Here is a 19,950-nt window from a genome sequence, read left to right as displayed (position 1 = left end):
AAAGGTAAAAAAACACTTAAAGCTTAATTCTCTCGACTTCATCGGCTGTTTTTACCATTCGTTCAGACCGGTTTGATCACATAACATTCTCGAAAAACCGGCATTTCAAGCACGACCTGCAGCCTTATGATGCTTTGCTCCCGTCACATATTAAAATCCACGATAAAAAAGTATACCCTTGATTTATAAAGTTTTTATTACCCCCATCAGTATTATTCCTCTTGTATTCCCCTACAAAAAAGGGGAAAATTACCTTACAAACAGATGGGAAATAAAATAAGAAGATGCATATGGGAAATCAACACGAAAGACGCAGTAGTCAGCGCTATTCAGTACGGATACCATGCCGTGTTATTTGTAACGGCGTACAAGTCAAGGCGACTCTGGTTGACATTAGCGAAGAAGGATTGGGTTTCGTGACCTCGATGCCTTTTCTGTATGAAGGACGAAATGTCGAAGTGGTTTTCGAGGCTGGACAACTGCACACGGATGATAAAGATGGCGCTTTGCATCTGACACTGGAGATCCGCAACCAATTCAGCGATTCTTTTGCCAAACGCTTCGGCGCGAAACTTCGAGAAATTCCACAGGATTATCTGCGCTATATTAAAAACATTCTCAATAAAAGCCGCTGTAACCTGCTGTGCGATGTGATGGCTAGAACCGCTGTTTAAAAAATCTACAAAATAGTCGCGATTACCTACCGATAGGTCTTTAGCTCATTATGCTAAAGGCCTATTTTTTCTTCAGCCGTTCCTGTAGAACCGGAAAACTGATGACCGCAGCCACGCCCCACACAAAAATATAAACCCAGAGTGGGAAATCATCCAACGCGAACAAGACCACCGACGCCATCACCCCTAGAACAAAAGCACCCAGAGCACTCCTTTCGGCAACACCCAAAGTTTGCCAGAAAGATAGGATACCGGACATCCAGTTATTTTCAAAATCGTCCTTTTTCGGCTCCTGCAAGCTTTCCAGAATGGAACTTTCGCTCTCAAGCGCAGCTAATATTTCACTGTCATTAACAAACTGAACCCTCTCCCCCAAGGCGCGCTTAATAACGACCAGTTTTTGATCATTATTCAACCCCTCGTTTTCCAAAGCCTCAACCGCAAGACCAAGATAGACCTTTGCCAAACGGTGCAGATGACGCATATACATCTGATTGGGAGCCGCATAAGTCGGTATCAAGTCCGGACTGAGATTCGGCAAAATCTGTTCAATCATTTGTGCCTTGGTAGGTAAAACCGTCAGTTCAAACTGTTCACTTAACGCCCCCAGCTCATCCTTGCTTAACAGTTGTAATGAAAGCTCGCGAACTTGTCTTGTTTTTGGCAACGGATCAAGAAACCCGTTTTGCAACAACCACTTATCCCGCCCCGTTAACACAAAAAACGGTGTTGGATAATCCTGATAAAGCTCCAAAATCTGCGGATGACAGGGAATCTGCACCTTCTGCCAAAATCGACTGTTTTCAACGACCTCTGCAAACGACGTTAAAACCGGAAAAGCGCCGATTTCGGAAGATTCCGAAACCTGAACAGGGAAAGAACGAACTCCAAGTGAATTTTCTTCCTTTTGCACATCACCGGGGGTTAAGTCTTCGACAGTATTGTTGGTTTCGGGCATTCAAGCCTCCTCATCAAGAAAGCGTAAACACGATTTCCGTGTCACAGAAACGTTTTGAGAATCATTCCATTAAAACCCATTAATCCCTGAAAGAGTGAACAAATATCATCTGCGAAACAAACTAAGTGTCTATTAAATGATTAAAATCATTCTATAGGTATACAGGCAATTGAAAATAAGGGTATATCCTGCCAACCTATCTGAAGCCATTAGTAAAGCAGCCATGAAAGCTCAAACGACGATTGTGCGCGGCAAGCATCTCTTAACAAAATTATCGTTTGATTAATTAGCTGTGCTCTGACGAAAACCAGCATAACACCATAAAAACAAAAAGTTTTTCGCGCTCTGTTTTCGAACCTGTTCAATCGCCATGAGGATTCATTCCAATGAGCAAAACCACGGATTTCTACTCAACACAGCCACCCGAGACCTCTCTCGAGCAACTGCAGTCCAAGCGTAAAATCGGATTAACCGAAAAACAAGCTCAGGAACGGCTTGAGGAATACGGATTGAATGAAGTCCAGGCCAGCGAAGAAAGCGTTTTTAAAAGATTGCTGAAACGCTTCTGGGGACCGATTCCCTGGATGATTGAGGCGGCTGCTCTACTTTCGGCCAGCGCACAGAAGTGGGAAGACTTCAGCATTATTATCGTAATGCTGCTTGTTAATGCCGTGCTCGACTTCCTGCAGGAACATCGGGCACTCAATGCGCTAAAAGTCCTGAAACAAAATCTGGAAACGGAGACTCACGTTCTAAGGGATGGAAAATTCCAAACCATACCCAGTAAATATCTTGTTCCCGGCGATATTATCGAACTGAAGATAGGAGACCGGGTTCCGGCCGATGTTCAACTGATCGGCGGAGACTATCTACTCCTTGACGAATCGGCTCTAACCGGTGAATCACTCCCTGTCAGCAAAGAGACAGGTCTGGTTGCTTACACCAATACACTGGTCAAACAGGGACAAATGCAGGCGGTCGTAGTTAATACCGCCAAAAACACCCGCTTCCATTCCGTGGTCGCACTGATTACACAAACGCAACAGAAAGAAACCAGCCACTTCCAGAAAATGGTTCTCAAAATCGGGCATTTTCTAATCGGTTTTACACTTCTACTGGCGATGATTATTGTCCTGGTTGCGCTGCGGAATGGAGATCCGTTCAGTGAAATACTACAGTTTGTTCTGGTCCTGACCGTTGCTTCGATCCCGGTTGCTCTGCCGGCAGTTTTGTCCGTCACCATGGCGGTAGGCGCAATGAACTTGGCCAAAAAACAAGCGATTGTTTCCAAGCTCACTGCCATTGAAGAGATGGCGGGCATTGATATTTTCTGTTCCGATAAAACCGGGACCCTGACTCAAAATAAAATGCAGATCTCCGATCCCATACTGCTTCCCGGATATGAGTTGGACGCACTTTTTTTGAATGCCATTATGGCCTCAAAAGAGGCTAACCGTGACCCGATCGAAATCCCGATTTTTGACTATGCACAGAAAAACTTCCCCGAATTGCTGTCTTCTTTGCCCGAACAGTCGAGCTTTACCCCCTTTAACCCGCACGATAAATACACAAAAGGCCGTTACCAGAAAAACGGTGCCCACTATATCGCCTTGAAAGGCGCTCCCCAGGTAATCTTCAAACTCTGCAACCTTTCTCCTGAAGGCCTTGAGCAGATGTTTAAACAAGTTGATGAACTGGCCGCTCACGGCTACCGAACGCTGGCCATTGCCCGGCAATCCGAAATGCAAATCGAGTTGATCGGACTGCTGCCGCTTTATGATCCTCCGCGGGAAGATTCCAAAGAAACAATAGATCGTATGGAGTCGCATGGCATCCAAGTCAAAATGATTACCGGCGACAACCTCGCGATCGCCCGTGAGATAGGTCAGCTTCTGGGACTCAAAGGAACAGGCATTCAAGCATCAAAGCTCAGTGGAGGAGGCGGGCAGACCCTTCTGGAACTGGCGCAAGTCTTAACTCAGTCCATCTATCAGAACTTAAAGCAGGATGTCACACATACTGAAGCGGGACAGTTTGCCGACAAAGTTATTCAACAGCTCAAAGAGATGTACGACACCCGACTACTGGATCGTGAATTCATCTACCAGCACGAATCGGCCATTGTCGAATTGATCGAGAGCACCGAAATCTTTGCCGAAGTCATACCGGAAGACAAATTCAGAATTGTCGACACATTGCAAAAAGGCGGACATATCGTCGGCATGACCGGAGACGGTGTCAACGATGCACCGGCCTTGAAAAAAGCCGACTGCGGAATTGCAGTTTCGGGTGCCACCGATGTCGCACGTGCATCCGCGGACATTATCCTGACTCAACCGGGACTGTCTGTCATTAACGATGCGATTATCCAAGCCAGAGAGACCTTCCAACGCATGCAGACCTATGCGACTTTCCGCATTGCCGAGACCATTCGTTTAATTCTGTTTATCACCCTCGCGATCAGCGTCTTTAACTTCTATCCCATCACGGCGATTATGGTAATTCTTCTGGCCCTGTTGAACGACATTCCGATACTTGCTCTGGCGTACGATCACGTCAAAAGCAACGGCACACCCGTCCGCTGGCAAATGAAAAGACTCTTAACCCTATCCACCGTTCTCGGCATTTCCGGCGTCATTTCCTCGTTTCTACTGTTTCTGATTCTGGAGGCGGAAGGTTTTGAGCAGGATATCATTCAAACAATGATCTTTCTCAAGCTGGTCGTCGCCGGCCATATGACTTTGTGGATATTGAGAAACAACGGTTGGTTCTGGGAAAAACCCTACCCCTCCCCGCTTCTGCTCGGCGCTATCTTAACGACCGAAATAATCGGAACGCTTTTCGCGGTCTACGGTCTGTTCGTAACGGCGATCGGCTGGGAAATGGCCCTGCTGGTCTGGTGCTACGCCATTGCATGGATGTTAATCAATAATTCGGTCAAAATAGTCACAGTCAAATTGCTTAACCGCTACCAGAAAGAAGAGAGCGAAAAACCCTCTGCGGTTTTTTCATAATCAACAAATACACGTCAGGACGGTTTCAAAAGGATCACAAGGCTTTCAAATTGAGGCAGACTTTTTTCAGATCAAGGAAAAAGACGATCCGGGAAAAACATTAAGCAGGTCAACTTGTTAAGTAAAGTGCAATAGGTTTATAGTAATAATCATTATGGAGAAAAATCTGCATATATTTCTTTTTTTCGTTTCTGATAACGGAAATCTTCTCTGCACACAAACGCGACCCGGGCAATGAACAGATGATACCTGCGCCCGACATAGACATTTTCGATTCAAACAACAAACCGGAAGACTATGAAACCAACAAGCGATGCATCCAGCGACGCACTGCATATTGCTTTAATCAGTATTCACGGATTAATCAGAGGTCATGACTTAGAGTTAGGCCGCGATGCCGATACCGGAGGTCAGACACTCTATGTCCTCGAACTTGCTCAAGCACTGGCCAGACGCCCCGGCGTAGCGGAGGTTGAGCTTTTCACCCGTCGTGTTGAAGATCCCGCTGTGTCCGACGACTATGCGCAGGCGATTGAACAACTCAACGGCAAATTAAAGATCGTGCGTATTGACGCAGGCCCTAAAGCCTATATTCCCAAAGAACAGCTTTGGGATCATCTCGATGTGTTTGCCGATAATATGGCTAATTACTTCCGCCACAAAGCGAGGCTGCCGGATATAGTGCACAGCCACTACGCCGACGCCGGCTACGTCGGCTCCCTGCTAGCTAACCAGTTTTCGATCCCGCTGATTCATACCGGCCATTCCTTGGGACGCGTAAAACGCGCACGACTGATCGCCAGCGGCCTGAATACCGATCAGATCGAAAAACTCTATAACATGTCGAGACGAATCGACGCCGAAGAACACACTCTCGCAACCGCCGAAAGGGTCATTACCAGCACCCATCAGGAAATCGAAGAGCAGTATGAAATCTATGATTTCTACCAACCGGAACAGATGCGGGTCATCCCTCCCGGCACCAATCTGCAACACTTCAAACCTCCGCAGGGAAATGAACTTTCCGGCGAACTATACCAACGCCTGAGCAAACACCTGACCGAACCCGACAAACCGATTATTCTCGCCCTGTCGCGCCCCGATCAACGCAAGAATATTTCCGCTCTGGTCGAATCCTATGGAGAATCTCCACTACTGCAGGAAAAAGCCAATCTGGTGATCGTTGCCGGAAATCGTGACGATGTGGACGATCTCGAGAGCGGTGCACAGGAAGTTTTCCATAAACTGTGGACAACTATTGACCGCTACGACCTGTACGGAAAAGTAGCGCTGCCCAAGCACCACTGCCGCAGCGAAGTTCCCGAAATCTACCGTATCGCCGCCGCCTCAGGCGGAGTCTTTGTCAATCCGGCTTTGACCGAACCCTTCGGTCTAACCTTGATTGAAGCCGCGGCATCCGGACTGCCTATTGTCGCGACCGAAGACGGCGGGCCACGAGATATTCTTGCTAACTGCCACAACGGCATTCTGATTGACCCGCTCGAACCTAAAACCGTGACCAACGCACTGGAACAGATTCTGGCGCACCCTGCCGAAACAAAAAAAATGGTCCGGAAAGGTTTGCAGGGCGTTCAGACGCATTACTCCTGGGAAGCGCACACACAAAGTTATCTACAAGTGATCTGCCCGATCATCAAAAAGGCCGAACGCCTCGAACGCAAACCGCTTACCCGACGTCAGGGACTATACAAGGATCGCGCCTTTGTCAGTACTTTGGATCAGAACCTGATGGAATACCCGCAGGCACTGCAGCAAATGCTGAGTAAATTGAAAGAGAACCGTAAAACGACGCTGTTTATCATTGCGACCGGCCGCCGTCTGGATTCAGCCCTTCGGCTTTTGAAACAACACCGGATTCCGGAACCGGATGTCCTGATTACCAGCGGCGGAACCGAGATTAACTACGCCCCGAAACTGACTACCGACAAAGCCTGGGAACACCATCTGGACTATCATTGGATGCCGCACAGAGTCCGCGCCATACTAAAAGATTATCCCGGTCTCAAATTGCAGCCGAAATCGGAACAGACTCACTTCAAAGTCAGTTATTTCATTGATACCGAGATTGCCAATCTAGAAGAGATTAAATGCCTGTTGCATCAGGAAGAGCAATCCGTCAATGCACTACTGTCATTTGGACAATACCTCGACATCCTGCCGATACGTGCTTCGAAAGGAATGGCTTTGCGCTATGTTGCCGACCGCTGGCAAATTCCTCTGGAAAAAATTCTCGTTGCCGGCGGTTCCGGTGCCGATGAGGACATGATGCGAGGTAATGCCTTGGCGGTCGTAGTCGCCAACCGACACGACGAAGAACTCTCGCAGCTGACGGATATGAAGCACATCTACTTTGCCAAAAACAGTTACGAGAAAGGCATCTTGGAGGCTTTTGAGTACTACGATTTTTTCGGTACCTGCCGGTCGCCGCTTAGCGCACCTAAGGAGGCGTAATGACCTCGATCTTATTATGCACCGACCTTGATCGAACCCTTATCCCGAACGGAACCCAACCGGAACATCCTATGGCGCGCCCCCTGTTCCGGGAACTGTGCGAACTGCCGGAGATAACCCTGGTGTATGTCACCGGACGCCACCTGGATCTGATGCAAAGCGCTATTAAAAACTTCCAGTTGCCGCAACCCAACTACGCCATTACCGATGTCGGAACCAAAATCTATCACCGAGATTATCAGGACTGGCACCCGATGCGGGTATGGGAGAACGAAATCGATCAGGGCTGGTCACAACAAAATCTCGATCAGGTTCAAATATCACTGCGAAAAATTTCCGGACTGAGGCTTCAGGAGCCGTCCAAACAGAATACGCACAAAATCAGTTTCTATGCAGACTTGCAGCGGTTGGATTCAAGCGATTATCTGTCACAGACCAAAGAATGTCTTGACCAGTACGGACTGGCGCACAGTCTGATCTGGAGCGTAGATGAAACCATTGATCTGGGCCTGCTGGACATACTGCCGCCTAACGCCACAAAACTGCATGCGATCGAATTTCTGCGGGATTATCTGAACTTTCCTCAACAGGCCACGGTGTTCTCGGGCGACAGTGGCAACGACCTGCCGGTACTGACCAGTTCGATCCAATCGATTCTGGTCGCCAATGCCACCGACGAGCTGAAATTTCAGGCGCAAAACGAAGCACAGCAAAACGGAAATCGGCTGCAGTTTTTCCAGGCGGAAAATACCCACCATGCCAACGGCAACTATGCTGCCGGTATTTTGCAGGGCGTCGAACATTACTTTCCGCATATCAAAGAACGATTACACGATTGGGATACTCTTATATGACTGATTTCAACTCCGTCACGATTTTCGGCGAAGTTCTGTTTGATTGCTTTCCAAACGGAGAAAAAGTGCTCGGCGGCGCCCCCTTTAATATCTGCTGGCATTTGCAGGCCTTTGGCGACAGCCCGGTTTTTGTTTCACGCATCGGACAAGATGCGCTCGGTGTGCAAATTCTGAAAAATGCCAGAGACTGGGGGATTGAAACGCAATTTATCCAACAGGACCCGCAGCATCCGACCGGTCAGGTACAGATCGAGCTGATCGACAATGAACCGCATTACGATATTACAGCGCACAGTGCCTATGACTTTATCCGTTTTGACGAAATGAATTTAAACCATCACGGCGGCATTCTTTATCACGGTTCACTGGCTCTGCGTTCGGCCGATTCTAAACAACAGTTTGTGCGTTTACAAAAAGCCGGAGACTGGTCTGTTTTTCTCGATGTAAACCTGCGCGCACCCTGGTGGGACAAAACCTCTCTTTTCAAGTGGCTTCATGCCGCCAGATGGGTCAAACTCAATATCGACGAGCTGCATGAACTCGGATTTAACGACTCAGACCTGCAAAAAGCCATGCATGCTTTTCGTTCCAAGTTTGCCTGCCAGCAGTTGATTGTGACTCAAGGAGCCGAAGGCTCATCGGTGCTGTGCGAAGAGGGATTTTTCCGACAGACGCCACCGAAAATCGAACACTTTGTCGATACTGTCGGGGCTGGTGACGCTTTCACCTCCGTCTACATTCACGGCCTGCTTCACAACTGGCCGATACAACATACGCTACAACAAGCACAGACTTTCGCCGCAAAAATCATCGGTTTGCGCGGCGCCCTGAGCACAGACCCGGATTTTTACCGCAACGCTTTCAGGCAATAAAGCTGCTAAGATGAAAATTCATTCGAATTTTTAGACGAGAAATAGACAAACATCTGACAACCCCCGACGAGAGCCCTATGTACGAGCAAATTTCCCACTCGCTGCTGAACGACATCCTTAACCAGATCAAACCTGAAATATCCGAACAGGATCTGCGTCATTTCTATACCCGCCTTGGCGCCAACTTTTACGCCATTCACGGTTTGTTTGAACGCCTGTACGGAGATCGGCCCGATTTCAATGAACAGGCATTGAAACTGGTCGAGACCATGGCCCGTAAATACATTAAACGGTCGGAGAAGCTAAAACAGATCGATATCGACCGGGAAAAAGACTACAACTGGTTTCTGAGTCAAAAATGGGTTGGGATGGCGCTCTACGCCAACGGATTTGCCGGCGATCTCAAAGGAATGAAAAGCCACCTGAATTATTTTCAGGAACTGGGCATTAATATGGTTCATATTATGCCGATCATGGAATGCCCGGACGGCCGAAGTGACGGCGGTTATGCCGTCAGCGACTTCCGCGCCGTCGATGACCGTGTCGGAACGCTCGAAGACTTGCAAGCGCTCTCGAAAGAGATGCACTCTCGGGATATTTTGCTGGCCCTGGACGTGGTACTCAACCATACTTCCGATGAGCATGAATGGGCGCAGAAAGCCCGCGCCGGTGACGAAACTTATCAGGATTACTACTACACCTTCAAAACCCGCAATATCCCGGACATGTTCGAAGAGAGCATGCTCGAAGTCTTCCCCGAAACCGCGCCGGGTAACTTCACCTGGGATGAGGAGATGCAACGCTGGGTAATGACCGTTTTCAACGATTACCAATGGGATCTGAACTACAGCAATCCTTCGGTCTTTATCGAAATGCTCGACATCATTCTCTACTGGGCCAATCAGGGAGCCGATATTCTCCGACTCGACGCTGTCGCGTTCCTGTGGAAAAAAATCGGCAGCACCTGTCAGAACGAACACGAAGCGCACCTGATTCTACAGTTACTCAAAGACTGCTGTCAGGTGACGGCTCCGGGCGTACTATTTATTGCCGAAGCGATCGTCGCGCCGGTTGAAGTCACAAAATATTTCGGTGAAGACGCCGTCATCGCTAAAGAGTGCGAAATCGCCTATAACGCAACCTTTATGGCTCTGCTGTGGGACGCCGTTGCGACGAAAAATGCCAATCTTCTGACGCAGGGAATCAAAAGTTTGCCGGTTAAACTGGAACGTGCGACCTGGCTCAATTATATTCGCTGCCATGATGATATCGGACTGGGATTCGACGATCAGGACATCATTCAGGCTGGCTACGATCCGAACTCACACCGACGATTCCTGATCGATTTTCTGACCGGAAGATATGAAAATTCTCATTCGCATGGCCTGCCGTTCGCCGAAAACTCAAAAACCGGAGACGCCCGTATTTCTGGCTCTTTGGCATCACTGGTCGGACTCGAATATGCCCTGAAGAACAACGATATACAGGCACAACAGGATGCCGTCCAGATTATTACCCTGCTGCACAGCATGATCCTTTCGTTCGGTGGAATCCCTCTGCTTTATTACGGTGATGAAATCGGCACCTTAAACGACGACTCCTATCTCGAGGATCCGAACAAAATGGACGATAATCGCTGGGTACACCGCCCGTTTATTGACTGGGATAAAGCCGAAAGACGCAACACGCCGGGAACCATTGAATATGAAATTTTCAGCGCGATTAAAAAGATGATCAGCGTCCGCAAAGAGATCGAAGTGTTTTCCGACTTCAATAACCGCGAACTGATTGACGTCGGCAACCCGAACCTGTTCGTATTCAACCGCTACAGCAGTCAGCGATATAACGAGCAGGTACTGGTCGTCGCCAACTTCAACAACCAGCCGCAAAAACTGGATATGCAGGATGTTGCCGGCTGCATGAAAGAACGCGAATGCCAGTTTATAGATCTTTATACGCGCCAGAAACCGGAGATATTTAATAACACTCTGGTTATTCCCCGTTTCGGCTTTTACTGGCTAAGCACGATCTAGGAGCACTCAAAACCGCTATGCGCAGCTTTATTGCTCTTCCTGTTGATGATAAAACCTCGGAATCGCTGTCGGCAATCAGCAAACGTCTGCAAACGTTGTCCTGGGCGAATCAGGTTCGCTGGTTTCCTGAAGAAAATTACCATCTGACTTTGCAGTTTCTCGGATCGAAAATTCCGCAAGAAAAAATCCAGCAGGTAATGGATTCGATGGAAGAGTGGTTTTCCGAGGGAATGAGTTTCTTTGAGGCCGAAGTCCGCCAGATTCAGCTGTTTCCGACACCGAAAAAACCGCATACCGTCATAGCATCACTGGATGCAACCCTTCCGATGCAATATCTTGTCAGGGAAATCGAACAACATCTAAAGCCGATCGGTCTGGAAGCGCGAAAACAGACCTTCCGCCCGCATATCAGTCTGGGCAGAATCAAAACCCACAGCGATCCGAGCGCAATCCACATTCCGTCCGATATCAGCCGACTCGACGATATCTGGCTAAAAGTCGAACGAATTACGCTCTATGAGAGCCAATTAACGCACACTTCCCCTATCTATACGCCTTTGAAAAGCATACGGCTGGAAAGCTACGATTAATCAGTTGATGGCGTCTGACGCCTTATTGAATACCGAGCGAATCTCATGCGAAGCAAGCTCTCCGTCCGAATAAAGGGCGGGCACATAATCCTTTAAAAATGCGCTGCTTTGCTTGCCTTCATAAGCGGCAAAACCGCCAAAGATTAATAGCGATACGCCAATAATCGTCAGAATTTGATATTTGGTTTTATTAGAGATATAGAAAAGAATCAGAGCGTAAATTACAGAAATGGCACCCATCGCCAAGATCAGATCACCGTTTTCAAACATAGATTATCCAGTTATTGGTTAAACAGAATCACACTAACGATTGCATTATCCTATCGTTAAATGCACCTTTATCGGTTTTATGCCGACTAATGAAAACATTATCTTGTGTTACGCAGCAACACAACAATTTTTTCAAATCAGCAACATATCTCGGAACGTGAAGTTAGTAAGGAAATTTTTTGATAACAATCCAAATGAAAACACTCTGATGGCAAGACCCATTTAGGAATGGCCCAGAAGTACTTAAGCAGCCGCTTCAGTATCAGGTAAGAACGGGGAAAACGATTCTATTTTCGCAGAGAAAACAATACGCCAAGAAAAGCAATAACGATATTAATCAGAAAGACAAAGAAATCGAAAAGAATAAATGGTCGGAGTAGAGGGATTTGAACCCCCGACCACCTGTACCCAAAACAGGTGCGCTACCAGGCTGCGCTATACTCCGAAACAGAAAGTTAAGTCCTAGATGAAACTTAACTTTTGTTGAAAACCCGAAAAGAATCGAATCTTCAGAATGTGGGGCGAATGACGGGGATCGAACCCGCGACAACAGGAATCACAATCCTGGGCTCTACCAACTGAGCTACATCCGCCGTAGGATGTTGATTGACACGCCGTAAATGGCACGCCCATCAGGATTCGAACCTGAAACCCTCGCCTTAGAAGGGCGATGCACTATCCAGTTGTGCTATGGGCGCATAATATCGAACCACATAATACCTTGAACCAAATTGAATGGTCGGAGTAGAGGGATTTGAACCCCCGACCACCTGTACCCAAAACAGGTGCGCTACCAGGCTGCGCTATACTCCGAAATCAAGATGTGGCGTATTGTATAGAGCGCAGCCTAGGGTGTCAACTGGCAAATTACAAAATAATTTATTTTTTTCCTAGAAATGCCAAAGCTCGTCAAAACGCCCTTTTCAAGCCCTCAAAAAGAAAAAACCGCACTCTGCGATAACCATGTGCGGGCTTCAATAATAAGGCTTGATTGAAGTGCGATTAAAGCGGTAAGAAAAGCTTCCACTAAAGTGGTTTCCCACAATATTTTCTTGAAAGGAACTTTATCTCAACAGACTTTCTCTGGATTCTTGCAGTTCCTTGAGCATGCATTCGACATCCGTTGATCCTGCCATACACTCGTCGTCTGCTCGATGATTCAACTTATCCTGGCTCGAACCAGCACCGGTTGCCTCCAAAGAATCAAAATCAATACCTAAATCTTCATCCGCAGCAGAAGCTTGCGCAATGTTATGCGATGAAAGCTTATCTCCGTCAACACCGTAATCCGTAACCCAGGAAAGCATGATTAACGAAGCCAGCATACCACCATATATAGAGAAAAATGAGGAGTATACAAACCTCCCCATTATTTTAGTGAAAACGACCCATAAACCTAAAAACAGGAGTATAAGAAATAAAATGGAATCCATAACACACACCCAAACGGCAAACTTAAACCGAATAAAAACAAACATTTATGTAGTCATAGTACATAAATAACAGCCAAAGGTAAAAATATTTTACCTTAAATTGATAAATTTCCGATGCAAGTTAAGGCTGATAAAGAATAGAAAACGCATCTATAAAAGATAAAAAAGAAACTTAGATCAAAATTGAAATCAGCAAAATTTCAGGATCACAGGTCAGTACAGCGATTTGGCATCCTGCCGGAAAGCCGCGCCTGAAAACATTAGATTTCACCTCCGCGACAAGTTTAAGGCACAAAAACAGATAGCCAAAATAGACTGGACACGGATACGAGCCTAAAAGACACTAACTGCCCGTTTGGTATAAAAAGCTTCACTGAATCAATTTGTCAAAACCCACGCAGAACCATTCACATCAAAAAATCTGTAGCGCAGAAACCAAAAAAGCCGAACATCCCTGTTCGGCTCTTTGAAATAATGACGACAGGGGGTTCGAATCCCAGGTAGGCTACTCACCTTGAACGCTTTTCAAGATCGCGGCCTTCAAGCACTCAGCCAGACCACCTTGTCTAAAAACAACAGAGAAGTGTTTAAATTCGATCTAAGGGATCATTGGCCAACAACAATGCAACAGCCACTGAAATCATCGCCGCTTTCTGTTTTTGCTCTACAGACTTCCTGACGCTAACCGTTCCATCACCACTTCGATCAATCAATGCAATGGTTTCATTCTTCAACTTAACATCGTAACTAACCGTATTTGGGGCATGACCGATATTGGAGGACCGACTACCCACAACTCGATATTCGATTCCATCAACTATCAGAACGCCCTGAAGCGGTTCAGGCTTACTATTACTTAGCTTCATTTGCCACTTGGGCCAGTAATCTTGTTCATTGCCTGTTTGACAATTTAGAGTTGAAGAATATTTCTTTAAGTCTGACATTGAAAAAGCATTATTCCCTTTTGAATCCGTAACACTCGTCTTGTCATACTCAATTTCCAGTTTTTGTCTACATCGAATATCCGTTGAAAGCCCTTCTAAACCGACCAAATGAATTTCAAGTTCAGCGTCTTTGTTTGTTTCCATTGAACCACTGCGTAACTCATGGCCTTTTTCCGCTGTCCCTGTATTGATTATCACATCAGTACTAGACATGGTGCTGGTAGATAAAGATCCCCACGGAGATTGAGTTCTAACCTTTGCAGTATAAGATCCGACTTTAACCGGTTTATTTCGCAGCCGATCAAAATCTCCTGCCCCCGTTACAGGATATTCATCAACAGACTGACCTACCCAATCCATTGGTTGTAGTGCTTTCTGACTTGTAACAGCACACCCATTAATCACTACAAAAACCAGGGTTAAAAGAAGAACCGCTACACCTTTCAATACACCTTGCCGACTTGTTACCATCACTATGTACTCACAAATAAAATTATAAAATTTGAATTTTGCATGGTTGTACTAAAACTTCAAGAAAAAACAAACGCTTAAAGACCTTTATGAACATAGGGAAAATAACTAAAACCTTCAAAATTGTTGCAAGTCCAGGAAATAGTTTCTGCAGTATCGGAGTACATGTGAACCTTGTTCAGAGCGTTTCTCGCCTGACTTTACTGTCCAAATGCTTATGAAGTTTTTGGTAAGGGTATCGCCAGCTCTTTAAGCTTTTGAGAAAGAGGCTTCGAGGTAAAGACCATCTGCATCAAACATGACGTAGAAGTTTACTGGTGGATTTGAAACGTTTGATTCAAATTGTGCTTTGCACAATGCGCTTACTCACTGATAGCAGTAGACCTTTCTAAAACGGATTACTGAGATAAATTGGTAATGATCTATGCAATCCCGTAAACACGGTGCTTAAAAACGAAAAAAGCCGAACATTTCTGTTCAGCTTTTTGAAATAATGGCGGTGGACTAGGGATTCGAACCCCAGGTAGGCTTAAACATAAAATTCTTTACACCCCTCTCATCATAACACCTTACCCCCTAAAAACCCTTTTATACAAAGGATTTAAGAAATTAAACCTCAATCACCATTGGTCACTAAAGGTAATCAAAAGTTATCTTTGGTAACCAGATTGGAGATACCTATACAGATACCTTTTGTATCCATCCCGATATTTTTACAATATAATATCCCCGTAGACATTGAGGTAACTAGAGATGAACTTCACTAACTCAGAAATTGGCAAACTTGAAGCTAAGGACAGAGACTATGAAGTCACTGACCCTAAGACTACAGGTCTAAAAATAAAGGTCACAAAGTCTGGCACCAAAACCTTCTACTTCAAATGGAGACAAACTGGCAAACTGCGTAAATATCAAATTGGTAAGTTTGGTGATATCTCTGTACCTACAGCGAGAAAAGTAGCTGAGCAACTTAAGGCTGAAATCGCCCTTGGCAATGATCCACAAGCACAGAAAGTAGAAGATAGAAAACAAGCCGCTTTAACCACCAAGCTCATACTCAGAAACTACCTCGATAATGAATACTACCCTTTCATAAAAACGAATCAAAAACGTCCTGAAACAACTATCAGATTAATAGAGCTTCGCTTCAAAGATTTCATGCACCTAGCTCTAACAGACATAACACCGCAAAAGCTAGACAAATGGGTTTCAGGCCAGCTTTCTAATGACATCAAACCAGCGACAGTCAACAGAGCAATCAATGCAATAAAAGCACTTCTTAACCAAGCTGTTAAATGGCACTTAATCAATTCGAATCCCATTGAGGGATTCAAACGCCTAAAAACTGATAAGAAAGGTGTTGTGAGGTTTTTAAGTGAAATCGAAGAGGAAAGGTTATGGCAAGCAATTCACTCACGCGGGATAGATGACCATATTAAACCTCTGTTTACAGTCCTTCTTAATACAGGGGCAAGACCGCAAGAAGCATTCAATCTTAGATGGGATGATATTAACTTTACTAACAAGCTTCTAACAGTTCAGGCTTCGTTTTCAAAAACAGGCCAAACAAGGCACATTCCTATCAATGAAAAGCTACTTTCTGGATTGACCGAGTGGAAGTTAATATGCCCTTCAAATGAACTTGTATTCCCGTCCAACATGAATGCTGACAAGCCGATTGTCAGTGTGAATAAAGCATGGTACAAATTAAGAAGGAATGCGGAATTAATTGATTTTAGACTATACGATCTTAGACATACCTTCGCTTCAAAACTTGTTATGAAAGGCATTGATATCTATACAGTGAGCGAGCTTCTCGGACACAGTTCTATTGAGATGACTAAGATATATGCCCACCTTTCTCCAGACCACTTAAAAAGCGCTGTAGACAAGCTATAAGAACAATGTAAGATATTCTACTTAATAAGCACAATTTTTATGCCCTATTTTTGTTTACAATACCCACCCAATGCAGGGGTAAAATGCCCTCATAATATATGTCACAACGAGGAAAAAACGTGAACAAAAAATTATTCGGTTATGGGATATGGGAATCAATAATTTCAGTTATTTTTTTAGTTTTAATTGCATATTTAGATTATTTGTTAGCGCGAGACCTTATTGAAGGTAAAAAATTATCAGAACAAATAATTTTTACGGCCGTTTTTATTAACCTATTGAGTGCTGTAGTAATTTCTCTACCATTCATAAGTAAGAAAGCTGAATCGATTTCAAATGAAACAATCAAAGACTTTTTGGAATTACCTGACAAGAAATCAAAACTAACTTTCCCTGTTTTTTCAAATTTTCTTGGTGAGCAAGCATTGGCTGCATTTTTGGCTACTGTATTAATTTACACAGGAAAACAGGCTCTTCAAGAATATGGCGGTTTTATTTCTGCAATTTATATGTTTTCTTTATATTTTGTTGCCCTAGTCTTAGCATCAATTTCTCTTGTCCGATTGTTAGCATTTCTAACTAAATACCACTGGGTTTTATATGCTATTGGCGCCACTTTATCTACAGGTATTATGTTTGCATTTTTTAATATAGGGCTAAAGTTAGCACCTTGAACCTTTGTAAAATACTCTCAACCCGACCAGACCACGCTAACGCGTGACCTGTTAGCTTAAACGTTATACATAGGAAACAATATGGCATTTAATGTATTTATTAGCTATTCAACCAAAGATTTAGATACAGTGAATCATATTAAAGGGATGCTTGAAAACCCTCATATCGAAACTTTTTTTGCTGAAAATTCAGTAGAACCAGGGGAGTCTTTAACCGGAAAAATTTACCCTGCTATTAAAAGTGCAGACTTATTTTTATTAATGTGGTCTTCAAACTCTCAAGATTCAAAATGGGTCGCACAAGAAATTGAACTAGCTAAGTCTGAAAACAAAACAATCGTACCAATCAAACTTGATAGTGAATCCAAAATGCCTATCGCTCTTGGTGATATTAAATATATACCGTTCCATGAAAGCCCTGAAAAAGTCTTAAGTTGGATTCAAACAACTGTTTTTAGTACTGCAAAATCTAAAAGCTGGGAACCGATTGTTTGGTTGGTATTAGGTGCTGCATTGATTTGGCTATTAAGTCAAAAAAAAGCATAACAACTCACTCAATCATGCCGTAATAACGCGTAGCTAGAACACTAGAGAAACGAGCTGATTATGACAAAAGCAATTGAATTCTTTGGTGCATTAGCCAATATAGAGCATGGCCCAGAAAAAAATACTGTGTTACAAGTATTGTCTCAAGAGATTGATGATTTTCATCTATTCAAACAAGTTTTTGAGCCAGGTGTCATTTATGCCTCAATTAACTGGATAGGCGTACTTGGTAGAAGTGCAGAAGTAGCAGCGATTGCTAGCTTGCTCTGGCAGATTTATATCGATAAAGTTGAACCCAAACTCAATCAAGTTGAACGAACAAAACCAGCTTTAGTTATTTCAATGAAAGACAATCAAGGCAATATAGAAAACATTGTCGTTAATGGTTCATATGAAAACAAAGAAGTCTTTATTAATGAGTTTACAGAAAAAATAGAACGACTTAGATATTCTAGTCATGAAGATGAAACTGTTCTTGAAAGAATTGAAAGGTCTGAAAAATGGATAAGAGTAGATTAATGCTCTAACAAAACACTCAACCTGACCGCGCTTACGCGCGGCCGGTTAGCTTAAACGTTAGGTTGAAATGAATATACCAACAGAATCATATTCAGATAAATTTGAACAATATTCTGAAGCCTTAGCTTGGTTAAATAAAATAGGCGTCAAGTTTAGTGCTAGCAGAATAAAACACTACCATAAAACCATTGAATACTGGAAAGACAATTATAGGGATGCTGATGATTTGGAAGTCAAGAATGAGTTCCCAAATTTTTTTAGTTCATTATTTGAAATCTATGATTTTATTGAAATCTATAAAGCGTTTGGAAATGAACCTACAGATAACCTTCATCACATAATTGAAAAACTCCAAAAAGGTGTGAACGGCCCAATTCATTCTCACGATGAATCAGCCACTTCAACAGAAGCTCGAAACTTCCTCTTTGAAGCATTAGTAGCTGCTAAATCACATAACCCTGAAAAAGGTATCGAAGCAATATTAGATGCGTTTACCGACACAGGAGTTTCTATAGAAAAAACAAAGATATGGATTGAGTGTAAAAGAATCTTTTCAAAGAAAAAGCTTCAGGCCAATATAAAAAAAGCTTCAAAACAATTAATAAGTCATATTGGTAGAAATATTGGAACAAGACATAAAGGTGTGGTCGCTATTGAAGTAACCAAGTTAATTAATCCAGCAAACGATATTCTTGTAGCCGAAAATGATTCAAAACTAAAGTCTTACATTGATCAAACTATGGACTCTTTCATCCAAGAAAACTCTGAAGTTTGGGAAACTATTTATAAAACTAAAAACAAAAAAATCATCGGAACAATAATTAAATTTTCATTCATGGCTAGCTCTGAATCCAGAAACCTTCTTGTTCACTCATCTCAATGGGGAGTAAATCCACGTCCAGGGATTTCTGATGACGATAAAAATTTGTTAATAAAACTAACCAATAAAATGAATGAACGTTAATAAATTTCAACCTAACATTACGCTTAACTTGACCTCGCTAACGAGCAGCCAGTTAGCTTAAACTTTAGATTTCAAATAAAATATGCAGTTACCATCAAATTACGTTCTCGACAGGGAGGCAATTAAATTAAATGCCTATCGACTTATTTGCCATTTTTATGCAAATAAAGAAATTGCCCGGCATTGCGATCCTGATACAAGAGATGATGCCATCGCAAAACTAGAAGATAACTATTTCTTTCGTGAAATCAGTAGACTCTTACTTGAGGTGGCAATATCTATTCGTGTGCTTGACGATCAAATGAAATGCCTTCCAAATGGTTCTGAGCTCCGATCTTCTTATGAGTCAGCTATGAAAGCTGTCAACAAACACTACCAGTGCATGATGTTTGATGAAATGAAACTCAGAGAAGTGTGCAATAAAATTATCCATGCAGATGTTGTCGAGCCTCATATCCAAGAAGCGAAAAATGGTGGTCATGAAATAGACCACCACAATTGGTTAGGGTGGTCGTATGCTACAGAAGAATCAGGAAACAAGGATATTCCAGAGCCAGAACCTATTAAGTGGAATCATCTTACAAACAATATTCGGCTTGGTGGAAGACATCACAATGAACAATGGTGGCACCTGCTTGAGGTTCCAACCTTTGTAGGAGCTATTGGTGAGCTATTGGCATAAAAAGCTAACATTAAAAACAGATTGTTAATTAAAAATATGGAAATAATTTAGGGCAGTACGCACTGCGGAGCAGAATCCGGG

The 19,950-nt window shown here is 44.0% G+C and carries 17 protein-coding genes and 4 tRNA genes; 13 read left to right on the top strand and 8 right to left on the bottom strand.

All coding sequences use genetic code 11. The features are described 5' to 3' along the window. Positions 1–290: 290 nt before the first annotated feature. On the top strand, positions 291–674 hold the full coding sequence (locus tag J3999_RS08765) for a PilZ domain-containing protein (RefSeq protein WP_208127519.1): 384 nt from the start codon (positions 291–293) through the stop codon (positions 672–674). A gap of 61 nt (positions 675–735) precedes the next feature. Here the strand turns inward: J3999_RS08765 and J3999_RS08760 are convergent, their stop codons facing one another. Next, the gene (locus tag J3999_RS08760) at positions 736–1,632 is read right to left on the bottom strand and encodes a hypothetical protein (protein ID WP_208127518.1); all 897 of its coding nucleotides are present in this window, start codon (positions 1,630–1,632) and stop codon (positions 736–738) included. 386 nt (positions 1,633–2,018) lie between these two features. On the opposite strand from J3999_RS08760, the gene J3999_RS08755 reads away from it, so the two are divergent. From J3999_RS08755 to thpR, 6 genes are all read left to right on the top strand, one after another. Beyond that, positions 2,019–4,646, top strand: coding sequence for a plasma-membrane proton-efflux P-type ATPase (locus J3999_RS08755; protein WP_208127517.1), 2,628 nt, complete (start codon positions 2,019–2,021; stop codon positions 4,644–4,646). Positions 4,647–4,943: 297 nt separating this feature from the next. Then, on the top strand, positions 4,944–7,118 hold the full coding sequence (locus tag J3999_RS08750; RefSeq protein ID WP_208127516.1) for an HAD-IIB family hydrolase: 2,175 nt from the start codon (positions 4,944–4,946) through the stop codon (positions 7,116–7,118). After that, positions 7,118–7,972 carry an HAD-IIB family hydrolase gene (locus J3999_RS08745; protein ID WP_208127515.1) on the top strand — a complete coding sequence of 285 codons (855 nt, stop codon included), beginning with the start codon at positions 7,118–7,120 and terminating at the stop codon, positions 7,970–7,972. The genes J3999_RS08750 and J3999_RS08745 overlap by 1 nt, the downstream gene beginning before the upstream one ends. Next, the gene (locus tag J3999_RS08740) at positions 7,969–8,844 is read left to right on the top strand and encodes a PfkB family carbohydrate kinase (protein WP_208127514.1); all 876 of its coding nucleotides are present in this window, start codon (positions 7,969–7,971) and stop codon (positions 8,842–8,844) included. Before J3999_RS08745 ends, J3999_RS08740 begins: the two co-directional genes overlap by 4 nt. A 77-nt stretch (positions 8,845–8,921) precedes the next feature. Next, positions 8,922–10,877 (top strand): alpha-amylase family glycosyl hydrolase, encoded by a 1,956-nt coding sequence (locus tag J3999_RS08735; protein WP_208127513.1) that lies wholly within the window; start codon positions 8,922–8,924, stop codon positions 10,875–10,877. A gap of 17 nt (positions 10,878–10,894) precedes the next feature. Continuing rightward, positions 10,895–11,467, top strand: a complete 573-nt coding sequence (gene thpR, locus J3999_RS08730; protein ID WP_208127512.1) for an RNA 2',3'-cyclic phosphodiesterase — start codon at positions 10,895–10,897, stop codon at positions 11,465–11,467. On the opposite strand, the gene J3999_RS08725 is transcribed toward thpR, so the two are convergent. The 7 genes from J3999_RS08725 to J3999_RS08695 all read right to left on the bottom strand — a co-directional run bounded on the left by J3999_RS08725 (position 11,468) and on the right by J3999_RS08695 (position 14,588). Then, on the bottom strand, positions 11,468–11,737 hold the full coding sequence (locus J3999_RS08725; protein WP_208127511.1) for a hypothetical protein: 270 nt from the start codon (positions 11,735–11,737) through the stop codon (positions 11,468–11,470). Between the two features lie 368 nt (positions 11,738–12,105). Then, a tRNA-Pro gene (locus tag J3999_RS08720) sits at positions 12,106–12,182 on the bottom strand. A 72-nt stretch (positions 12,183–12,254) separates the two neighbouring features. Then, positions 12,255–12,330: transfer RNA gene (locus J3999_RS08715), tRNA-His, on the bottom strand. A 28-nt stretch (positions 12,331–12,358) separates the two neighbouring features. Beyond that, positions 12,359–12,435, bottom strand: a tRNA-Arg gene (locus J3999_RS08710). A gap of 38 nt (positions 12,436–12,473) precedes the next feature. Continuing rightward, positions 12,474–12,550, bottom strand: a tRNA-Pro gene (locus J3999_RS08705). A 251-nt stretch (positions 12,551–12,801) separates the two neighbouring features. Next, positions 12,802–13,170, bottom strand: coding sequence for a hypothetical protein (locus J3999_RS08700; protein ID WP_208127510.1), 369 nt, complete (start codon positions 13,168–13,170; stop codon positions 12,802–12,804). 587 nt (positions 13,171–13,757) lie between these two features. After that, on the bottom strand, positions 13,758–14,588 hold the full coding sequence (locus J3999_RS08695; protein WP_208127509.1) for a hypothetical protein: 831 nt from the start codon (positions 14,586–14,588) through the stop codon (positions 13,758–13,760). A 750-nt stretch (positions 14,589–15,338) separates the two neighbouring features. Between J3999_RS08695 and J3999_RS08690 the strand changes: the two genes are divergently transcribed. The 6 genes from J3999_RS08690 (at position 15,339) to J3999_RS08665 (ending at position 19,869) form a co-directional block, all read left to right on the top strand. Then, entirely contained in the window at positions 15,339–16,484 is a 1,146-nt protein-coding gene (locus J3999_RS08690; protein ID WP_208127508.1) for a site-specific integrase, read from the top strand. Positions 16,485–16,603: 119 nt separating this feature from the next. Continuing rightward, positions 16,604–17,158: a hypothetical protein gene (locus J3999_RS08685; RefSeq protein ID WP_208127507.1), complete on the top strand. Its 555-nt coding sequence runs from the start codon at positions 16,604–16,606 to the stop codon at positions 17,156–17,158. 81 nt (positions 17,159–17,239) lie between these two features. Further along, entirely contained in the window at positions 17,240–17,704 is a 465-nt protein-coding gene (locus J3999_RS08680; RefSeq protein WP_208127506.1) for a toll/interleukin-1 receptor domain-containing protein, read from the top strand. Between the two features lie 60 nt (positions 17,705–17,764). Then, positions 17,765–18,223, top strand: a complete 459-nt coding sequence (locus J3999_RS08675; protein WP_208127505.1) for a hypothetical protein — start codon at positions 17,765–17,767, stop codon at positions 18,221–18,223. Between the two features lie 67 nt (positions 18,224–18,290). Further along, entirely contained in the window at positions 18,291–19,187 is an 897-nt protein-coding gene (locus J3999_RS08670; protein WP_208127504.1) for a hypothetical protein, read from the top strand. Between the two features lie 82 nt (positions 19,188–19,269). Beyond that, on the top strand, positions 19,270–19,869 hold the full coding sequence (locus J3999_RS08665) for a hypothetical protein (protein WP_208127503.1): 600 nt from the start codon (positions 19,270–19,272) through the stop codon (positions 19,867–19,869). Positions 19,870–19,950: the final 81 nt, after the last annotated feature.

Source organism: Thiomicrorhabdus sp. 6S3-12 (assembly GCF_017571475.1).
Classification (GTDB): domain Bacteria; phylum Pseudomonadota; class Gammaproteobacteria; order Thiomicrospirales; family Thiomicrospiraceae; genus Thiomicrorhabdus.
This window is presented reverse-complemented; position numbering and strand designations above follow the sequence as displayed.